The sequence below is a fragment of the Novosphingobium sp. FG90 genome, assembly GCF_057808725.1.
On record NZ_JBMDIO010000004.1, the window covers coordinates 174,510 to 193,559 of the forward strand.

At 66.5% G+C, this 19,050-nt stretch carries 15 protein-coding genes and 1 tRNA gene; 5 read left to right on the forward strand and 11 right to left on the reverse strand.

Annotated elements, in window-relative coordinates; translation table 11 throughout:
- Positions 1-30: 30 nt before the first annotated feature.
- The 6 genes from ACODRZ_RS05590 to ACODRZ_RS05615 form a co-directional block, all read right to left on the reverse strand.
- A complete protein-coding gene (locus tag ACODRZ_RS05590; protein WP_488969820.1) occupies positions 31-684 on the reverse strand; it encodes a YjbE family putative metal transport protein in 654 nt (217 codons plus the stop codon).
- Positions 681-1,751 carry a D-alanine--D-alanine ligase family protein gene (locus tag ACODRZ_RS05595; protein ID WP_488969819.1) on the reverse strand — a complete coding sequence of 357 codons (1,071 nt, stop codon included), beginning with the start codon at positions 1,749-1,751 and terminating at the stop codon, positions 681-683. Before ACODRZ_RS05595 ends, ACODRZ_RS05590 begins: the two co-directional genes overlap by 4 nt.
- Complete coding sequence (locus tag ACODRZ_RS05600) at positions 1,744-2,817, reverse strand: AbrB family transcriptional regulator (RefSeq protein WP_488969818.1); 1,074 nt, start codon at positions 2,815-2,817, stop codon at positions 1,744-1,746. The genes ACODRZ_RS05595 and ACODRZ_RS05600 overlap by 8 nt, the downstream gene beginning before the upstream one ends.
- A 279-nt stretch (positions 2,818-3,096) precedes the next feature.
- A complete protein-coding gene (locus ACODRZ_RS05605; RefSeq protein ID WP_488969817.1) occupies positions 3,097-4,398 on the reverse strand; it encodes a CitMHS family transporter in 1,302 nt (433 codons plus the stop codon).
- 41 nt (positions 4,399-4,439) lie between these two features.
- Positions 4,440-5,924 carry an OprO/OprP family phosphate-selective porin gene (locus ACODRZ_RS05610; RefSeq protein ID WP_488969816.1) on the reverse strand — a complete coding sequence of 495 codons (1,485 nt, stop codon included), beginning with the start codon at positions 5,922-5,924 and terminating at the stop codon, positions 4,440-4,442.
- Positions 5,921-7,018, reverse strand: coding sequence for an ABC transporter substrate-binding protein (locus ACODRZ_RS05615; protein ID WP_488969815.1), 1,098 nt, complete (start codon positions 7,016-7,018; stop codon positions 5,921-5,923). The genes ACODRZ_RS05610 and ACODRZ_RS05615 overlap by 4 nt, the downstream gene beginning before the upstream one ends.
- Before the next feature lie 96 nt (positions 7,019-7,114).
- Here ACODRZ_RS05615 and ACODRZ_RS05620 point away from each other — a divergent pair, with 96 nt between their 5' ends.
- The 4 genes from ACODRZ_RS05620 to ACODRZ_RS05635 all read left to right on the forward strand — a co-directional run bounded on the left by ACODRZ_RS05620 (position 7,115) and on the right by ACODRZ_RS05635 (position 11,421).
- A complete protein-coding gene (locus ACODRZ_RS05620; RefSeq protein ID WP_488969814.1) occupies positions 7,115-7,780 on the forward strand; it encodes a response regulator in 666 nt (221 codons plus the stop codon).
- A 148-nt stretch (positions 7,781-7,928) separates the two neighbouring features.
- Entirely contained in the window at positions 7,929-9,290 is a 1,362-nt protein-coding gene (locus tag ACODRZ_RS05625) for a sensor histidine kinase (RefSeq protein WP_488986171.1), read from the forward strand.
- Between the two features lie 104 nt (positions 9,291-9,394).
- Positions 9,395-10,072 carry a response regulator transcription factor gene (locus ACODRZ_RS05630; protein ID WP_488969812.1) on the forward strand — a complete coding sequence of 226 codons (678 nt, stop codon included), beginning with the start codon at positions 9,395-9,397 and terminating at the stop codon, positions 10,070-10,072.
- Positions 10,069-11,421, forward strand: a complete 1,353-nt coding sequence (locus ACODRZ_RS05635) for a sensor histidine kinase (RefSeq protein ID WP_488969811.1) — start codon at positions 10,069-10,071, stop codon at positions 11,419-11,421. Before ACODRZ_RS05630 ends, ACODRZ_RS05635 begins: the two co-directional genes overlap by 4 nt.
- 300 nt (positions 11,422-11,721) lie before the next feature.
- Here ACODRZ_RS05635 and ACODRZ_RS05640 read toward each other — a convergent pair whose 3' ends face one another.
- From ACODRZ_RS05640 to yghU, 4 genes are all read right to left on the reverse strand, one after another.
- On the reverse strand, positions 11,722-14,217 hold the full coding sequence (locus ACODRZ_RS05640) for a TonB-dependent receptor (protein ID WP_488969810.1): 2,496 nt from the start codon (positions 14,215-14,217) through the stop codon (positions 11,722-11,724).
- A 198-nt stretch (positions 14,218-14,415) separates the two neighbouring features.
- Entirely contained in the window at positions 14,416-15,438 is a 1,023-nt protein-coding gene (locus ACODRZ_RS05645) for a CorA family divalent cation transporter (RefSeq protein WP_488969809.1), read from the reverse strand.
- A 74-nt stretch (positions 15,439-15,512) separates the two neighbouring features.
- A tRNA-Gln gene (locus tag ACODRZ_RS05650) sits at positions 15,513-15,587 on the reverse strand.
- A gap of 101 nt (positions 15,588-15,688) precedes the next feature.
- Entirely contained in the window at positions 15,689-16,534 is an 846-nt protein-coding gene (gene yghU, locus ACODRZ_RS05655) for a glutathione-dependent disulfide-bond oxidoreductase (protein ID WP_488969808.1), read from the reverse strand.
- 188 nt (positions 16,535-16,722) lie between these two features.
- On the opposite strand from yghU, the gene ACODRZ_RS05660 reads away from it, so the two are divergent.
- On the forward strand, positions 16,723-17,310 hold the full coding sequence (locus tag ACODRZ_RS05660; RefSeq protein ID WP_488969807.1) for a DUF7700 domain-containing protein: 588 nt from the start codon (positions 16,723-16,725) through the stop codon (positions 17,308-17,310).
- Positions 17,311-17,331: 21 nt separating this feature from the next.
- Here the strand turns inward: ACODRZ_RS05660 and ACODRZ_RS05665 are convergent, their stop codons facing one another.
- On the reverse strand, positions 17,332-18,432 hold the full coding sequence (locus tag ACODRZ_RS05665) for a branched-chain amino acid aminotransferase (RefSeq protein ID WP_488969806.1): 1,101 nt from the start codon (positions 18,430-18,432) through the stop codon (positions 17,332-17,334).
- Positions 18,433-19,050: the final 618 nt, after the last annotated feature.

A 19,050-nucleotide genomic window follows, 5' to 3' on the forward strand; every position in this document is an offset into this window, starting at 1 on the left:
GACGCATCGCCTGCCGTCCGTCCGGTTCGTTCAGAACAGGGCCATAATCCCGCGCGAAGGATCGACGAGGCCTTCCCAGATCATCTTGCCCGCGACCCACAGGATCACCATGAGGCCGACGTAGGCCAGCCAGCGGTAACGCTCGATCACGCGCGCCAGCACGTTGGCGGCAATGCCCATCAGCGCGACCGAGAGAATCAGGCCGACCGCCAGGATACCCGGATGGTCGCGCGCGGCGCCCGCCACCGCCAGCACGTTGTCGATGCTCATGCTGACGTCGGCGACGGCGACGGCCCAGGCCGCGCCCGCGAAGCTGCGCGGGGCAGACTTGGCGAGGCTCGAATCGAGTTCGTCGTCGCTGGGATCTTCGTGCAGTTCGCGCCACATCTTCCAGGCCACCCAGAGCAGCAGCAAGCCGCCCGCGAAGACGAGGCCAACGATCTGCATCAGTTGGCTGACCACAAGCGCGAAGGCGACGCGCAGCACCAGAGCCGCGATCACACCGATCATGATGACCTTGCGGCGCATCGCGGCCGGAAGCCCGGCGGCGAGCGCGCCGACGACGATCGCGTTGTCGGCGGCGAGCATGATGTCGATCAGCACCACCTGTCCAAAGGCGGACAGGGCGGACGGGCTCGTGATGTTGGAGAAGTCGGCAACGATATGCTGCCAAAGGTCGGTCATGCGGTATTGTCCCTGTTGGTCCACGCGCCGCGGATGGCCGCGACGAGCAGGTCTGCGTAGCGCCAGCCTATAGCGGCGGCGGCGATGGTGGAAAGGCTGTCCTCGTTGTCGCGGCCGGGTCGGCCCGCGCCGGTAAGGTTGGGTTTGATGTTGACGTCGAACAGCAGGTAGGCGCCGGTCGCGTCCTGTCGGCAGTCGATCCGCATCGGGGTGCGGATGCCGATGATCTGCGCCGCGCGCTCGCATGCGGCGGTGACGGCGACGATGGCCGGATCGGCGCATTCCTCGCCCGTCATCGCCGCGCTGTTGGTGCTGACGGGGACGTCGCCGTTGTAGGGCGCGACGTCGTCATGCTGGTCGAAGCGGCGAACCGGGGGCAGGGCGAAGGGGCCGGTTGCGCCCACTCGCGCTGCTGCGGGCATGACTGTGATGGTGATTTCCTGACCGGGCAGGAACTGCTCGATCATGATCGCGGTGCCGAACTTGCCGCCCTCGACGATGGCGCGGGTTCCCGCGATCATCTCTTCGAGGCTGCGCGCGACGCTGACGCCCTGACTGCCGCGCCCGCGCAGGGGCTTGACCACGAGCGGCAGGTGCTCCGCGACGGTGGCAAGCTGCGCCTCGATGTCGGGCGCGGCGCCATCGACCACCCAGGAACCAGCGACGGGCAGGCCCTCGGCGGCGAGGCGGGCGTTGGTGGCGGCCTTGTCGTCCACTTCCTGCATCGTGCGCGGATCGGGGCTGACCACCCATGCGCGTCGGCTGGCCGCTTCGATGGGGTGGCCGTCGAAGACTACGGTATTGGCCCAGAGGAGCGTTGCACCTGCGGCCAGCGCAGCGTCGATGCCTTCGGGGGTGTCAGGCCAGACCCAGTCGAACACGGACGTGGGATCGGGATCGGCCACCGGCGTCACCAGCGTGCAGCCTACCGAGCGCAGCGCCACGCCCATGTCGGCACCGCTGTCGGAATAGCCGCCGGGCTTGGCGTCCTTGCGCTGGCCGTCGATCACCGGCGGCTCGATCGCCTGATAGAGAATGGCGATTTTCTCGGCGAAGGGATCAGGCATCTCGGGTTCCCATGTACTTGAACGCGGCGGGCGCGCCGATGATGACCAGCACCACGCGGACGAGGTGGTGGACGACCACGAAGCTCGCCTCCAGCGCGAGGCTGAGGGCCACCATGCTCATCTCCGCCACGCCGCCCGGCGAGTAGGCCAGCGTCAGCAGCGCCGGGTCCAGCCCGGTAGCCCAGCCGATGCCGAATGCCCAGACGAAGGTTATGACCAGCAGGATCGCGGTCGATCCCGCCGCAAGCATCAGTGTGCGCAGCAGCGTCGGCAGGTCCAGCCCGACGAAGCGGCAGCCGATGGTGGCACCGAGGCCGACCTGCGCGGCGGCGATGGCCCATGCCGGAATGTGGAAGTCACTCAGGCCCGTGAGGTGGACGGCGGCGCTGACGAACAGCGGCCCCATCAGGTGCCACGCGGGGAGTTTCAGCGCGCGGCCGATCACGCTGCCGACGATCATGCAGCCTAGCGCCCATGGCAGCAAGGTCCAGTCGGCCACGCCCGAAACCTGGGGAGGAAGCGGGGCGTGGCCGGTCTCCGCCTCGAACAGGCGGATGAGGAAGGGGAGGATGAAGACGACGAGGAAGATCCGCGCGCCGTGGATCAGGCCGATCATGCGCTCGTCCGCGCCGCGCTCGGAGCCGAGGACGACCATCTCGGCGATGCCGCCGGGCATTCCAGCGAAGTAGGCGGTGGGCGGGTCGAACTTCGCGATCTTGCGGAAATAGAAGACGCAGGCGACGGCGGCGCTGGTCAGGAACAGCGGCAGCAGCGCAATCGGGACGATCCACTGTGCGGCCTGCGCGGCGATGCCGGGGTGGAATGCACTGCCGAGCACGACGCCCAGAACGGCGGACATCGGCCTGCGGGTGGCGGAACTCGCGGCGATCGGCAGGCGCGCGATGCTGCCTGCCGCGCACGCGGTCATCGATCCCAGCACCCACGGCAGCGGGGCATGGATCGACCAGAAAACAACGCCGCCGCACGCGCCGACGGCGAGTGCGGCGATGAAGCGCAGGATGACGCCCAGCGCCCCCGCCTCTCCGATGATCCCCCGCACCGTCATTGCGAGCCCCGCAGGGGCGCGGCAATCCAGCGCGGCGTGAGGCTGCCCTGGATTGCTTCGCTATGCTCGCAATGACGGAGTAGGGAGATCACTTCGAAGTACATCCATCGTCACCCTGAACTTGTTTCAGGGTCCATCCCCCGGTTTGCGCCGAAGGGGAGTTTCGCCAGCGGAACCGGCGGCTTACGGCCCGACGCTCAGGCCCACGCGGCCCGATGGACCCTGAAACGAGTTCAGGGTGACGGGGCGTGTGGGGAGAGGTCGGGCGCGCGTTCATGCTTAGCCGACGAACGGGAAGGCCAGCACCGCCATGCCCACCACGGTCATGACGAGGCAGCACAGCGCCGCCGGAACCAGCGTGAACTTCTGGTGGTCGGCCAGATCCACACCGGCAAGGCTCACCAGAAGGTAGGTCGAGGGCACCAGCGGGCTCAGCAGGTGGACCGGCTGGCCCATCAGCGAGGCGCGGGCGATCGCCATCGGCTCGACGCCGTAGTGCGCACCGGCTTCGGCCAGGATCGGCAGCATGCCGAAGTAGAAGGCGTCGTTCGAGATGAAGAACGTACCCGGCAGGCTGATGAGCGCGGTGATCGGCGCCATGTAGGGGCCGAGGACCGGCGGGATCAGGCCGACGACTTCCTTGCTCATCGCCTCGACCATGCCGGTGCCCGAGAGGATGCCGGTGAAGATGCCCGCCGCGAAGATCAGCGAGACGACCGAGAGGACGTTGCCCGCATGCGCGCTGATGCGCTCCTTCTGCGACTTGGTGTCGGGGTAGTTGGCGATCATCGAGATGGCGAACGCCAGCATCATCAGGATCGGCAGCGGCAGCACGCCCCAGACCAGCAGCACCAGCAGCGCGATGACGAGCGCGCCGTTGAACCAGATCATCTTCGGGCGGCGCGCTTCGGGCCACTGCGAGACGGCAAGGTCGCTGGCTTCCAGCGCGGCGAGGTTCTCAACCTTGCCGATGCGGCGGCGCTCTTTGCGGCCGAAGTAGATGGCGAGCGCGATCAGGAAGCCGAGGCCCGCGATCATGCCGGGAATCAGCGGCAGGAACAGCGCGGCCGGGTCCAGCTTCAGAGCGCTGGCGGCGCGGGCGGTCGGGCCGCCCCACGGCGTCAGGTTCATCACGCCGCTCGTCACCATCAGCAGGCAGACGAGGTACAGCCGGTTCATGTCGTAGCGCTTGTAGAGCGGCAGCATGGCCGCCATCGTGATGATGTAGGTGGTCGAACCGTCGCCATCGAGGCTGACGAGCGCGCACAGGACGACCGAGCCGATCAGGATCAGCATCGGGTCGCCGTGGACCAGCCGGATCAGCTTGCCGACCAGCGGGTCAAACAGGCCGGTGTCGGTCATGGTGCTGAAGAACAGGATCGCGAACAGCAGCATGACGCCGGTGGGCGCGAGGTTCTTGACGCCGTCGATCATCATGTCGCCCAGCCCCGCATGGAAGCCGGCGACAAGGGCGAAGAGGGTGGGCACGACGCTCAGCGCGACCAGCGGGGTCATCCGCTTGGTCATGATGAGCGTCATGAAGGTGGCCACCATCAGGAAGCCGATAAGGGCGAGACTCATTGTTGGTCCCCGGTTCTGGTCATGGTTTGAAAGGGAAAGGCTTAGAAGGTGACGCCGACGCGCGCGGTGAGCGTCTCGCCGTCATCCTTGCCGGTGTAGATTCCGGCGGTGTTCTCGGTGTTCCAGTGGATCGCGTTGACCTGGAAGCGCACGAAGCTGTTGAGATACCAGTTCGCGCCCAGCGTCGCCGCCCAGCCCTGTGCGGGTGTGGCGATGTCCTTGAATTCCAGGTTCTCGTAGCGCGCGGTCAACTCGATCGCGCCCGGGCCGCCGTCGAAGACGGGGCGCAGCACCTTGGGCTGGCCAAAGCTGCCGAGGCGCGGGTTGTAGGGCGGCAGGTCGCCGGTGATGAAGAAACCGCCCGAGACGCTCCACGCCTGCGTGACGAAGTCCGGGCGTCCGTTGTCGAGCCGCGCGTGGCGCTCGCCCGCCTCGGCCATGACCCACAGCGGGCCGCTGTAGCCGCCCAGTTCCGCGCCGTAGCCGGTGGTGCCGGTGCCGCCGATGATGTCGCCGGTCGACAGCCGCAGAGCGCCGTTGAAGCGGCCGCCGATCACGGTGTTGCGCCCCAGAGAGTTCTTGCCCGGCTGCAGGTGCTCGTCGAAGCCCCAGAGCCCCACGTGCAGCACCTGACGCGGCGATTTGATCGGGTTCCAGTGCGCGCGGGCGATCACGGTGCGGTTGTCCGAGGTGGACTGGTCGCCGTCGATACGGTCGCCGGTGACGGTCAGCGAGGCGTGGCCGGTCTTCCAGAACAGGCGCGGCATGATGCCGAGGCCATAGAAGGCGCGCTGCGGGATGATCGCGGTGGCGACCACGGTGCGCTCGGCGAACGGGGTGGAGTCCGAACCGGTCGAGCCTTCGAAGCTGCGGTCGTTGAACAAGTGGCCAACGCGCACGTCGTAGTCGAGGCCGGGCGCGATCTTGTTCTTCCAGCCGATGAAGGCGGTGACGACATCGACCGCGTTCTCCGAGAAATCGCTTTCGAACTGGTAGAACAAGTGGCTGCCGACGGTGCCTTCGAGGCCCATGCGCAGCGCGCGCATGCCGGTGGTCGTCAGGTTGCGGCCGTCGTACTTGGAGCCATGGGTGGTGCTGACGTCGGTGATGATGCGGCCGCGCGGCTTGAAGCTGAAGGTGCCGTCGCCCGAGTGGAATACCGGCAGGCCCTGGCCCCATTCGGTCGTCACGTCCGTCGCGGCGACGGCGGTGGCGCGCACGCGCTCGATGTCGCGCTCAGCGGGGCCGGGGGGAAGAAGCTGGGCCGCATAGGGCTGGGTCGAGAGGATGGTCGGCGCGGCCTGCTCGGGTTCGGCGGCAGCGACTACGGGAGCGCTTTGCTGCGGCGCTGCAGCAGCGGTGCGGGTGGCTTCCAGCGCATCGACGCGCTGGCGCAGCGAGGCGATCTCGGCGGCCTGCGCGCGCACCAGATTGGCGAGTTCGTCGCGCGTGGGGGCCTGCGCCAGCGCGGGGTTGGCACTTACCAGCGCAAGGAATGCTCCGCTGGCCATCAGAGTACGGGTCATGGTTTTTGTTCTCTCCCTGTGACGAGGGCAGCGTTCCATTCGCGCAGGAACCGCTGCCGGGTCAGGTGATCCAGATTGACGAGTAGTTGTGGCCCCACGCGCACGACGCGCGTCCGCTGGGCGGGTAGGCGGCGGGCGGGTACGTCGGTGCGCACCGGCCACAGACTGTGCCGGGCAAGCTGGGCCTGCCCCGCGCGCGAAAGAAGGAAATCGAGGAACAGCTTCGCCGCCGCCGGATGGCGCGCGTCCCGCCCGATGAAGGCGATGCGCGAAGTGACGAGTGTGTAGTCCCTGGGGAACACCACGCCGAGCTGCGGATTGCGCCGCGCCTGCTCCAGCGCGTAGGAGCCGATGACGTTGTACGCGATCGCCAGCTTGCCCGAGGCGACGCCCGCCAGCATCGGCTGGGTGCTGATTTCCAGAACGGGGCGCGTCGCGCCGATCGCCTCGACCAGCGAGCGGGTGTCGCGCGTCGCGAGGAAGTCCTGCGAGAGATAGAGATAGCCGGTGTGCGAGCGCGCGGCGTCGAACGTCGCGACCTTGCCGGTGAATTCCGCGCGGCGACGGCGCAGCAGTTCCTCGAGCCCCTGATGCGTGCGCGGGGCCAGGGCGTCGGGCACGATCTTGCGGTTGTAGACGAAGGCGATCGGCTCGGCGGTGACGCCGTAGCCCATGTTCTTCCATACCGCCGTCTCTGGCAGCGCGGGTTTCTCGGGGCTGGCGTATTGCTGCGCGTAGCCGTCGTTGATGAGCTTGATCTGCTGGTCCATCGCCGAGGACCACACGATGTCCGCAGAATACTGTCGGCTGCGCGTCTCGCGGGTGTAGCGCTGGTACATCTCGGTCGAGCCGAGATCGGCGTAGTAGACTGCCACACCGGGGAACAGCCGTTTGAACTCCGCCACCACCGGCACCATCTCGGCGCGGTCGGCATTGGCGTAGATGCGCACCTTGCCCTCGGCGCGGGCGTCGGCGATCAGCGTGTCGTAGCTGCGCGGATAACCGGCGGGGCGCTGCGGCGCTTCCGGCTTCTGCGCGGCTGCGGGACCGGCCAGAAGGACCGTGATTGCCAGAACAGGGGTGAAAGAACGCATTGTCGACTCCTCTCGCTTTCCGCCTCTATGTTCGGATAAGCAGCGCTCGATGATCTACGTTTTCAACCTGTCACCCACCTTTCATGGATTCCGGCCGTGAGAATCCTCATCGTCGAGGATGACGCCGCCCTTGCGCGTGGCATCGTTTCGCTGCTGCGCACGGCGGGTCATGCCGTCGATCACGTGGCGTGCGGGGAGGAAGCGCTGTCGGTTTCCGCTACCGAGCCGTACTCGCTGGTGATCCTCGATGTGGGGCTTCCCGACATCGACGGCTTTCAGGTGCTCGCGCGCCTGCGTGCACGCGGAGACCAGTCGCAAGTGCTGATGCTCACCGCGCGCGACGGTCTCGACGATCGCGTTCGCGGGTTGGACCTCGGCGCCGACGACTATTTGCGCAAGCCGTTCGAGGTGGAGGAACTGGAGGCTCGCGTGCGCGCGCTCGGCCGCCGCCGTGGCGGGGACGCCGCGCCTGAAATCCAGATAGGGGCGATGACGGTCAACCGCTCCACCGGCCGCGTGGAGGTGGCCGGGCGCCTCATCGAACTACGCCGCCGTGAATGGGCGGTGCTTGAGGCATTGGCCACGCGAGCGGGGCAAATCGTCAACCGCGAAACGCTGCAGGCCGAGGTCTTCGGCTTCGACGATCCGGTCGGCTCCAACGCGCTGGAGGTCAACGTCACCCGCCTGCGCAGCAAGCTGGCGCCGGATGGCCCGGCGATCCGTACCGTTCGCGGCGTCGGCTACATGCTGGACCGCGCGTGATGCGTGGACGCGGAGGTTTCGACAAGCTCAGCCTGAGCGGAACTGGGAGGTCCGCGCAACATCCGCCAGTCGGATTTGAGAGGTTTACTCTACCCCCGCTCACCCTGAGCTTGTCGAAGGGTCGCGCCTGCCCTCTCGAAGCGAGTCAATGAAGCGCGCTATATCCCTGCGCGTCCGCCTGCTGCTGGCGATGTTCGGGCCGCTGGCGGTGCTGGCGCTGGTGCTGGGGCTGCTCGGCTGGGTGCTCATCTCCGACGTCGTGCGCCGCACCAACGACCGCGTGCTGGGCGGCGCGCTGGGCGCCATCGCCGAGACCGTGCAGGTGGAGCGCGGCGAAGTCACTCTCGACCTGCCGCCCGCCGCTTTCGGCATGCTGGAGAACTCCGAGCGCGACAACGTCTACTACCGGATCGCCGTGGGCAATACGTTGCTCACCGGCTACGCGGACCTGCCCGCGCCCGACATTTCCGTGCTTTCCGTCGATGAGCCGCGCTTCCGTTTCGCGCAGTTTCGCGGCCAGCGCATCCGCATCGCCGAGATTCGCCGCAACCTGCCGCGTATCGCTGCGCCCGTTGTCGTGCAGGTGGCCGAGACGCTGCAGAACCGCAATTCCCTGCGCGACAAGCTGATGATCGCACTGCTGATCGGCGAGTGCGTGCTGGTCGGGATCGTCCTTCTGCTCATCCGCCCCGCGCTCGGCTGGAGCCTGCGCCCGCTCTCGGACCTGCGCGGGGTGATCGAGGCGCGCGACACCCGCGCCGCGCCGGATCTTTCGCCCTTGCGGACCGGCCCGCTGCCGAGCGAACTGCGCCCGCTTGCACGGTCTTTCGACCGGCTGCTGGGGCGGCTGGATGATGCCACGACCGGCATGCGTCGGTTCACCGCTGACGCCTCGCACCAGATGCGCACGCCGCTTTCCGTGCTGAAAGTCCAGGTCGCGCTGGCGCGGCGCGGCTCCGGCGAAGCGCTGCACGAGATCGAGGAGGCGACCGACCACCTCGAACGCCTGCTGACACAATTGCTTACGCTCGCCCGTGCGGACGAGGCGGGGGTGTTGCCGCCCGATCATGAAATCGATCTCAGGGAACTGAGCCGGCACGTGATCTCCCGCCGCATTCGTCAGGCGATCGAGGCGGATGTCGAACTGCTGCTGGAGGCAGGGGAAGGGTCATATCGCATCCACGGTCACCGCACTCTGGTGTTCGAGATGCTCTCCAATCTCGTGGACAACGCGATCCGCTACAACCACCCCGGCGGCATGGCGCAGATCGAACTGAGCGCGGAGGCGGGCATAGTCCGGCTCGCGGTCGTCGACACCGGGCCGGGCATCCCCGCTGACCTTCGCGAGATGGCGATGTCGCGCTTCGCCCGTCTGCAGGGGGAGAGCGGCCCGCCCGGAAGCGGCCTCGGCCTCGCCATAGTCAGGTCCACCGCCGAACGCATGGGCGCACAGCTCGAACTCGGCGATGCGGAGCCGGGCCTGCGGGTGACGGTGACTTTCGCGGCCTGACCGGCGGCGCCATCTCGCTAGTGGCCATGCGTGAAACCGGGCACTATGATGGGCCAATTCACCCTCGCGCTTTTCCGGAGCGCTTTTACACGGGGCACGTCCGCATGAGTCTGCAGATCCTCCTGGTCGAGGACGATCGCCATCTTCGCCGTCAGCTAGTGGAGCAACTCGGGCATTTCGAGCACGATGTGGAGACGGCGGGAGACGGGCCGGAGGCGCTGTCGCTGCTGGGCCGGCGTCCGTTCGACGCGGTCGTGCTCGACTGGATGCTGCCGACCATGGACGGCGTTACGGTGCTGCGTGAAATGCGCGAGCAGGGCATGGGGATGCCGGTGCTGATGCTGACCGCGCTCGGCCAGACGCTCGACAAGGTCGAGGGGCTGGAAGCAGGTGCCGACGACTACGTGGTGAAGCCGGTCGATCCGCTCGAACTGAATGCTCGGCTCAATGCTCTGGTGCGGGCACGGCGAACCAGCGACCAGCCCGGCGATACCGTCGCGGCGGGCGATATCGTCATCAGTCCTACCCGACTTATGGTCTGGCGCGGCGGACAGCCGCTGGCGCTCTCGCAGACCGAGTTTCGCCTGCTGCTTGCCCTGGCGCGCGATGCCGGAGAAGTGGTCACGCGGCCGATGCTGATCGAGCGGGTCTGGGGGCAGGACTTCGAGACGACGACCAACATCGTCGATGCCCATATCCGCCAGTTGCGCGTCAAGCTGCTGCAGCATGGTGACGACCCGATCGGCACCGTGCGCGGCATGGGGTATGTGCTGCGGGCATGAGGCCGCTCCCCCGATCCCTGCGCGGACTTACCGTCGTGTTCCTGGCGCTGTTTCTGACGGTGACGGCGCTGGCGGGGTTTGGAACCTTCTTCGCGACCGCGTCGATGGTGCGGGTACTTGTAGATGAACGCATCGAGTCGGAGAGCGAGGCGCTGGTGCCGCAGGGAACTACGCCCGACCGCGGGGAACTCAGCCGCCACATCATGCAGATGGCGCGCCAGCGCGACACCGGCGACCTCGGCGTGCTGCTGAGCGATGAGGAAGGGAATCCCATCGTTGGGAACGTGCGGCTGAACCGGGAACTTCCGCTGGGCTATTCCTCGCTCGATCGGCAGGATCGCATCGAGGGGTTGAGCGAAGGCCGCGTGTGGGTTCGCGAGATCGGTGGCGGGATGCGTCTCGCCATCTTTGCGGAGACGGAGCCGGTCGACAATTACTTCGCCGCGCGCCGCCGCATCTATTTTGCAGGCTTCGGCGCCATCGTGCTGGTGGTGCTGGCCGGGCTGCTCGCATTCCGGCGACTTGTCGGCAAGCGCATCGACGCGGTGCGCCATACGGCGGAATCGATCATCGAGGGTGATCTCGCCCAGCGCGTGCCGATGCCCGGTGACGGCGGCGAGTTCGACCAGCAGGCGGGCGCCTTCAACCGCATGCTCGACCGTATCGGACAACTGATGGGCGAGATCCGCAACGTTTCCAACGACATCTCGCACGAGATGCGTACCCCTCTGGCGCGGCTGCGCAATGAGCTCGCCCTGCTGGAGCAAAGCGCCGCCGCCGAGCCCGTGCGGGAGCGGGTGGCGATGGCGCGCATGCAGGCGGATGACCTGCTGGGCATGTTCGCTGCGATGCTGCGCATCGCCGAGATCGAGGACGGTTCGCGCCGCGCCGGTTTCCGGCTCCTCGACATGGGTGAACTGGCGGCCGAGATCGTCGAGATGGTGCAGCCCGTGGCGCAGGAGCGTGGCCAGCGCGTGCTGATGGAACGGGCCGACGAGGCGAAGCTCGTCGGCGACCGGCAGCTCCTGTCGCAGCTCCTGGTCAACATGCTGGAGAATGCCGTCCGGCACACGCCTGCGGGTACGCGGACAAGGGTCTCGGTCGCGCGCGAGGTAGGCGCCGTGGTGCTTGTCGTCACCGACGATGGCCCGGGAATCCCCGCAAGCCAGCGCGAGCATGTGATGCGCCGGTTTGGGCGTGTCGAGCGGGGAGGCCAAAACGGTGGGCAGGGCGGTGGACACGGTCTGGGCCTGCCGCTGATGGAGGCGATCGTGCGCCTGCATCGAGGAACGCTGGCGCTGGAGGATGCCGGGCCGGGCCTGCGCATCGTGGCGCGGTTGCCGGTTTGAAGCACTCCCGTCATCCCAGCGAAGGCTGGGACCGCAGGCCGACAAAACCCAACTATCGACCGGGCGTCTGAACGACAGCGGAAGGTAACACGCGAGCGGTCCCAGCCTTCGCTGGGATGACGGGCTATGTTGTGCCTTTCCGCAAAATCAAAAAGACCGGCGTGACGCGGGGGAGGCGTCACGCCGGTCCAGTAGCGGATCGTGCGGGGGCGGTTTGAGCGCCCGTCCCATCGTGAAGGGCGGATGCTCGCCCGCGCGACCTGCGGTATTCCCCCGGCCCGCGAAAGCCGGGGAAAATCGTCAGAACGCGATGCTCGCGTCGAGGCCGAAGGTGCGCGGCGCGTTGAAGTTGCCGTAGTCACCCAGGATGTTGCTGATCGAGCCGGTCGAAACGCTGGTGGTCGGCGCGCCGGGCAGGCTGTTCGACGGGTCGCGGCGGAAGACGTACTGCTCGTTGAAGATGTTGCGGCCCCACACGCCCAGCGTCAGCTTCTGGTTGCCCACGCCGATATCCGCCAGCGAAATGCGTCCGTTGAAGATCAGCGAGGCGTCGTTCTTGGTGGCGAACTGGTCGAAGGCCTGCGTCGCCTGCGAGTAGTTGCCGTCGAAGTGGAACTTCAGCTTGGTGTCGTTACCGCCGATCGGCAGCACGTAGTCGATCGAGCCGCTGGCCGCATTGCGCGGCGTGAACACGATATAGAACTGCTGGTCGACCGTGGTGCTGGCGCCGTTGGTGCCGGTGTAGGTGATCGGCACAAGCGGGATGTGCGTGTAAGTGTAGGCGTAGGATGCGTTCAGCGTCAGGCCGTCGATCGGCTCCAGCGTCAGGTCCGCCTCGATGCCGCGGATCTTGGTGGTGCCGGGGGCATTGATGGTGACGAGGTTGTTGTAGTTCGAACCGTTGAAGGACTGGATCGAGCTGATATCGACCTGGCTGTTCTTGCGGTCCATGATGTAGCCCGCCAGATTGAAGCGGCCGCGGTGATCCCAGAAGTCGCTCTTGAGGCCGATCTCGTAGGACTTCACGTCTTCCGGATTGAACGCCTGATAGTTCGCGGTGCGCGAGGATGCGCCGCCTGCGCGGTAGCCAGTGGCGTACTTCGCGTAGACGTGCAGGTCGTCCGACACGTCGTAGGCGAGGGTCGCCATCGGGTTGAAGCGGTTCCACGTCTTATCGAGCGGCGTGTAGCCCGCCGCTGCCGCCTTCGCGGTATCGACGTCGTAGTTCACGTTGCGCGAGAAGTGCAGGACGCCCTTCTTCTCATCATGCGTGTAGCGGCCGCCGACGGTCAGGTGGAGCTGCTCGGTGGCGTTGTAGGTCAGCTGGCCATAGGCGGCGTAGCTCTTCGACCAGACTTCCGAGGCGCGGTCGATCGAGCGGCAGCCGACGTCCGAGCCGAAGCCGCTCGAACCGGTGCAGCTGTCGAGGATCGTGTAGACCGGGTTGCCCGCGCTATCGAGGTAGACGCCGTTCGAGTTCGGCGTCGCCGCGTCGTCGCTGACGTGCTCGTTGAAGTAGAACAGGCCCGCGACGTAGTCGATCTTGCCCACGGTGCCGACGGCCTGCAGTTCCTGGCTGAACTGGTTCTGGTGCAGGTCGGCAAGGCTGTAGCGGCTGAAGCCACAGGGCTTGGCCTCGGTGCAGGCAGAGGTCAGGGTGACGACCGGTACGCGGTGCGCGCCGCCCGAGTTGTCCCACTGCGTCGCGTCCACGCCGCGCCATGCGGTGATCGCGCGCAGCTCGATTTCGGGCGAGACGGTCCACTTGAGGGTGTTGGTGAAGCCGTGGGTCTTGTCGACGCTGGGCTGTTGCGGCACGCCGATGTCGGCGGTCTTCATGCGGGTCTTGCCGTTGACGACGACGCCGGGAAGCAGCGGCTTAACCGTGCCGGTGAGGTTGGTGTACTGGGTGCCGGGCAGGGTGCAGGCAGCGCTGGCGGCCTGCGTTCCGGCGACGCAGCCGTTGGGGTTGTAGTTCAGCAACTGGCTGTAGAACGGCGTGTTGGCATCGCGCGCGACGTCGTAGGAGAAGTCGTCGGTGATGCCATCGATCGGCTGCCAGCGCACGGCGACGCGGCCGCCCTTGCGGTGATACTGGTTGAAGCCTGCCTGACCTTCCAGCGGGTTTTTGGTGGTCGGGTCCTGATGCTGCAGCACGCCGTCCAGCTTGACCGAGAAACCGGCCACTTCGGGCAGGTCGAGGTGGATGCTGCCGTTGTAGGCGCCGTAGTTGCCGACGCCGCCATCGATGCGGCCGCCGAACTCGCCGGTGGGGGCCTTCGAGACGATGCTGAGCGCGCCGCCTTCGGTGTTGCGGCCGAACAAGGTGCCCTGCGGACCCTTGAGCACTTCGACGCGCTCGACGTCGAACAGCGCGGCGTTCAGGCCGTGCTGGCGGCCCATGTAGACGCCGTCGACGTAGATGCCGACGCCCTGCTCACGCGCGGGCTGGTTGGCGTCGAGCGGCACGATGCCGCGGATGCCGATGGTCAGCGCGCTCTGGCGGGCTTCGAAAGTGGCGATGCGCAGCGAGGGAACGCCGCCGTCGGCCAGATCGTAAAGGCTCTGGACATGGCGGTCCTTGAGCGCGGCCTGGCTGACGACCGCGATCGAGATCGGGGTTTCCTGAAGATTGGTCTCGCGCTTGGTCGCGGTGACGACGATGTCGCCAAGGCCCGAATCCGCTGCTGCGTCCGCCGCTGTGTCGGCGGGAGCATCGGCCCAGGCGTTCGAAGCGCTCATGCTGGCGAGGATCGAGCCGGCGAGCAGCGTCGCGCGGACAACCTTATTCATCATATTGAATTTCCACCCTTTTTTGGCAGAATTTGTCTGCCTCGGGGCGGCTAATATGGCTGCATCACGACAGTTGTATGGATGTTCGATGACACCGGAGTCGCGTGACCTTCATCTTCGCCTCATCTTCGTGACAAGTGCTTGAAAGATGGCTGTAATCCGTCACGTCAACATTTTGAAAAAATCTCTCATTCCTGCAATCTAGCGGAAGAACCCCTTGCTCCTGAGGAACAGGTAGGTGGCCAAAGCGGTGCCTGCGGCGATTCCAGTGGCGACGAGGGTGCCGTGCGCTCCGCTGAAGGGCAGCCCCCCGGTGTTCATCCCGAACAGGCCTGTCACCAGCGTGGCGGGCAGCATCAGCGCGGTCATGACCGAGAGCAGGTAGAGGTTCTGGTTCGTTCGCTGGTCCTGCTGCAGGTCGAGTTCGTCGCGCAGCAGCCGCAATTGACCCTGCACTGCAAGGGCGTCGGCATCGAGGCCCTGCAGGCGCTGCGACAGTTTCTCGACCGTGGGCTGCAACGTCTCGGGCAGTTCGTCGTCCTGCTCCAGGCGCCGGAACACGCGCTGGGCGCCGTCGAGCATGCGGTGGATCTGCGCCAGCCGGCGACGGATGTCGAGGAGGTTGCGGCTCGTCGGCGGGTGATGCCCTTCGAGGAAGGCATCCTCGGCCGCCTGCACGTCGGCGGACAGGTTTCGGATGACCATGTCGATGTTCTGCGCCAGCGCGCCCACCAGCAGGTCGAGCGCCGCAGCCGCCCCGGTGACCCGCGCGCCTCCGCCGACCCGCTGCATCACGATATCGGCCGCGCCCAACGGATGACGCCTGGCGGTGACAATCAGCCCGCCCAGGATCGCCACCCGTAATGCGCCGACCCGCGCGGTGGCGCGCACGTCGAAATCCCGCTCGAAATCGTGGAGGATGCAGCACACCGCGCCGCTTTCGACGAGGGCACGCTGGTGCGAATCGGACGAGAGCAGAAGTTCGCGCGCGCCGACCGGGAATAGCGCCGACTGTTCGATCCATGCGCGGGTACCATGGTCGGCGAGATTGAGGTGCAGCCAGCGGAACCGACCTTCCGGTGCAGGGCCACAGGGCGCGGGTTCGTGGCTGCCGTCGGGCGCGAAGTCGAGGCCCCAGATGAGCCCGGGCGCAGCCGCTCCCGCCACGCCGAGCGCAGCGCTGAAATCCAGTGCAGGTCTGGCGGTCGGCTTGTCCGTATGCATTTCACGCGAACGAGGGCAGTGCTGCGCCTATAACACAGGCAGGCAACGGATCGAGGCGGGTCTGGGTGAAAAACTGGCTGGGGCGGCAGGATTCGAACCTGCGAATGCCGGTACCAAAAACCGGTGCCTTACCACTTGGCGACGCCCCAGCGGATCGGCATCGCATAGTGCTGCCGATCGGGAGAGGGGCGCTTAGCGTGTTGTTCCGGCGCTGGGAAGAGGTTTTTCCCCAGCACCGGACACATCACTCTCAGGCGTTCAGCACCGCGTCGATGTCGGCGGCGCTGTGGCGCTCGGGGACGAAGCCTTCGCCCTTGCGGTTGACGATGCGGCCGCGACGCACCGGCTCGCGGGCGCCCAGTTCCGTGCCCCAGCGCATGAGGTTTTCGTAGCTCGGCACGTCGAGGAAGGTCGCCGCGTCGCCGTAGGCGTCGCCGCGCACGAAGCCACCGAACCAGCCGTAGGCGGCCATGTCGGCGACGGTGTACTCGTCACCCGCAAGGTAGCGCGTCTCGCCGAGGCGCTTGTCCGCGACGTCGAGGATGCGCTTGGCCTCCATCGCGTAGCGGTCGATCGGGTACTGGTACTTTTCCGGCGCGTAGGCGTAGAAATGCCCGAAACCGCCGCCCAGCATCGGCGCGCTGCCCATTTGCCACATCAGCCAGTTCATGCATTCGGTACGGCCGGGGCCGGAGGTCGGCATGAAGGCGCCGAACTTCTCGGCAAGGTGGAACAGGATCGAGCCTGATTCGAAGACTCGCACCGGCTCCGGCCCGGACACGTCGAGCAGGGCCGGGATCTTGGAGTTCGGGTTGATCGACACGAACCCCGAGGAGAACTGGTCGCTGTCCGAAATCGAGATCAGCCATGCATCGTATTCGGCGGCGTATCCGGCGGCGAGCAGCTCCTCGAGCATGATCGTCACCTTCTGGCCGTTCGGCGTGCCGAGCGAATAGAGCTGGAAGGGGTGATCACCGCGCGGCAGTTCGCGTTCGAAGCGCGCCCCGGCGGTCGGGCGGTTGATGCTGGCGAACTCGCCGCCGTTGGGCTGGTCCCAGGTCCAGACCTTGGGCGGGGTATAGGTGAGATCGGCCATGCGGGAACGCTCCTTGGGAGTTGGAAGACGGCGCACAGGTAGGTTCGCAAGGGGGCGCCGACAAGGTCGGGACATGGCAATAAAGGCGCTTCGTCCGGACGTTCGATCAAGGCGGCGCGGTTGACAGCGGGAGGCTTCGTGCGCGCTATTCGCCTGCCGGACAAAGAGCACGACGGGAGACTTCAAGCATGACCACCACTGTCGTCGCGCGCCCCGTGGGCAACCGCACCGTCGAGACCATCCGGGGGCAGCATCACAAGTTCATGCTGATCCCGATGATCGAGCGCCATGCCCGCTGGTTCGATGCCGGGCCGGTGGCAATCGCCGTGGAAGCGCGCGCGCTGGGAGATTCGCCGCAGCGCATGGTCCGGGGGCCGAGCATCCACGTCTTCGATGCCGCGCGGACCGAGGAATACCTGCGCTTCGACGTCTTCGGCAAAGTGCTGCACTACCACTACATCCTGAATGCAGAGGGGCACAACGTGCTCTGGGGCTACGATCCGGACGTGAACGGGCCGATGATCCCGTGGGTCGTCGCGGCTTTGCGTGAAAGGTTGCCGATCATGCTGCGCCGTGCAGGCGCGGCGATACTGGCGGATGAAGTGGAGCAGCAGGGGTGGGACACTTCGGTCCTGCCGGATGTCGCGCGGGAGGCGACGGCGGCGCTTGCCCCGCGCGAGGACGACATGGTCAGGGCGCGCGAGGGAATGGACTGGATGTACGAATGGAAGCGTATCCATCCGCAATTCAACACGGTGGAGGAGGGGGAGTACTGAGCCTCCCCCAAATCCCCTGTTTCAGCCGATCTTGCGGATCCAGCCGTGGGTGTCCGGCGCTTCGCCACGCTGGATCGAGACGAGGCGGTTCTTCAGCTTGCCGGTCAGCTGGCCGGGGCCGCCGGTGCCGATGGTGAACTCGCCATCGCGGCCAGAAACCTTGCCGACCGGGGTGACGACCGCCGCCGTACCGCAGGCGAACGTCTCGATCAGCTTGCCCGAAGCGGCATCCTCACGCCACTGGTCGAGGCTGTAGCGGCCTTCCTTCACGGTCAGGCCTTCTTCGCGGGCGAGCTGGAGCAGGCTGTCGCGGGTGATGCCGGGCAGGATCGTGCCGGTCAGCTCGGGGGTCAGCAGGGTGCCGTCCTCGAACGCGAAGTAGAGGTTCATGCCGCCGAGTTCCTCGATCCACTTGTGCTCGGCGGCGTCGAGGAAGACGACCTGGTCATGGCCGCGCGCGATCGCTTCGGCCTGCGGCACGAGGCTGGCGGCGTAGTTGCCGCCGCACTTCGCCGCACCGGTGCCGCCGGGGGCGGCGCGGGTATAGTCCGAAACCCAGATCGAGACGGCAGGTGCGCCCGACTTGAAGTAGTTGCCTGCCGGGCTGGCGATGACGATGAACTTGTACTGCTTGGCCGGACGCACGCCGAGGAACGCCTCGGTCGCGATCATGAACGGGCGCAGGTAGAGCGAGGCGCCTTCGCCCTCAGGAATCCACGCGCGGTCGATCTGCACCAGCTTCTCGATGGCTTCGACGAAGACGCTCTCGGGCAGCGCGGGCATGGCGAGGCGCTCGGCCGACATGTTGAAGCGCGCGGCGTTGGCTTCGGGACGGAACAGCGCGATGGTGCCGTCGGCCTGCTTGTAAGCCTTGAGGCCCTCGAAGATTTCCTGCGCGTAATGCAGCACAGCAGCCGCCGGATCGAGCGGGATCGGCTGGCGAGGGCCGATTACCGCGTCATGCCAGCCCTGACCTTCGGTCCACTCGATCGTCACCATGTGGTCGGTGAAGTTGGTGCCGAAGCCCGGGTTCGCCAGCACGGCCGCGCGCGTCTCGGCGCTGGCGGGGGCGGGGTGGGCAAGGGTGGTGAAAGTCAGGCCGGCATCGGCGAAAGTCGCCATCGAACGTATCCTCAAGTCTGCAACTGGATTGCGCCGTTGAACGAAAATTTCACGGAATGCAACCCGAAAGCAATATTGCTACTCAAGCGTTCAGTCTTAGCACGATGGCCGGGCGAGGCAAATCCGTGCACCGACCTGCACGAAGCGCACAAAAAAGAAGCGCACAAATGAGAAGGGCCGCACCGGCTTGCCGGTACGGCCCTTCGCATGGTCAGCGGCCGGGAAGTGCCGCCAGCGAAGCCTTTATCGCTTGTGTATCAGCGATAATGCCTCGCGACGGAAATTGCCGACCTCTCTGCTGAACCATGAGACATCGGATCACCTCCTTTCGCGCTGTTTAGCCATAGTGCGCCGCTTTCACGGCTGGGACTTCGGCTGCTTCCGGGCGCGTATCCCGAAGGCCGTTGTCTTGAGTGAAATCTGGTATATTCCGCAGCGCACAACAAGTCTTGAAAACTAATTTTTTGCGGTCATGATCGGTACTTCCGGCCAGTTATCCCCAGCCGCGCGGTGACTTGAAAACGCTGCTTTTGGGGGCTCCCGAGTGCGGCCTGAAGTGGTGAAGCGGCGTCGGTTTACCGCCATTCCGGAATTTATCCGGCATGGCGGGTCGTCTTC